General features: G+C 65.7%; 1 protein-coding gene. It reads right to left on the bottom strand.

Annotation, left to right across the window (positions count from 1 at the left end; genetic code table 11):
* Positions 1 to 48 precede the first annotated feature (48 nt).
* Positions 49 to 428: endonuclease domain-containing protein (locus AX692_RS07550; protein ID WP_330997577.1), on the bottom strand; the 380-nt coding region annotated here is incomplete at its 5' end.

Raw genomic sequence — 428 nt, 5'->3', positions numbered from 1 at the left:
GTCGTACACCCATCCCCCAGCCCCTTCCATCAAGGGAAGGGGGGCTTGTCAGCGTTCATTCCTTGCGATGGCGATTTCCTCGGCGATCACCGTCAGCACCCCGTCGATGTTGCCGAGCACCTCGTTGTTCCAGAAGCGGATCACGCGGTAGCCGTGGGCTTCGATGATGCGCGTGCGGTTCGCGTCGGTGGGGCTGTCCGCGTGCTGCCCGCCGTCGAGTTCGATGGCGAGGCGCAGGCTCCGGCAGGCGAAGTCGGCGATGAAGTTGCTGATGGGGTGCTGGCGGGTGAACTTCGCGCCTTCCAGTTGGCTGGCGCGCAGGTGTTGCCAGAGGCGGTGCTCGGCTTCGGTCGGCGCGTTGCGCAGGTTGCGGGCGAGGGGGGTCAGTCTTTTCTTCGCCATCAACGTCGAGTCCCCATCCCCAACCC

It is taken from the genome of Erythrobacter donghaensis (genome assembly GCF_001557325.1).
GTDB classification, from domain to species: domain Bacteria; phylum Pseudomonadota; class Alphaproteobacteria; order Sphingomonadales; family Sphingomonadaceae; genus Erythrobacter; species Erythrobacter donghaensis_B.
The sequence above is the reverse complement of the archived record's forward strand: the minus strand, read 5'-3'. Positions and strand labels throughout refer to the sequence as shown.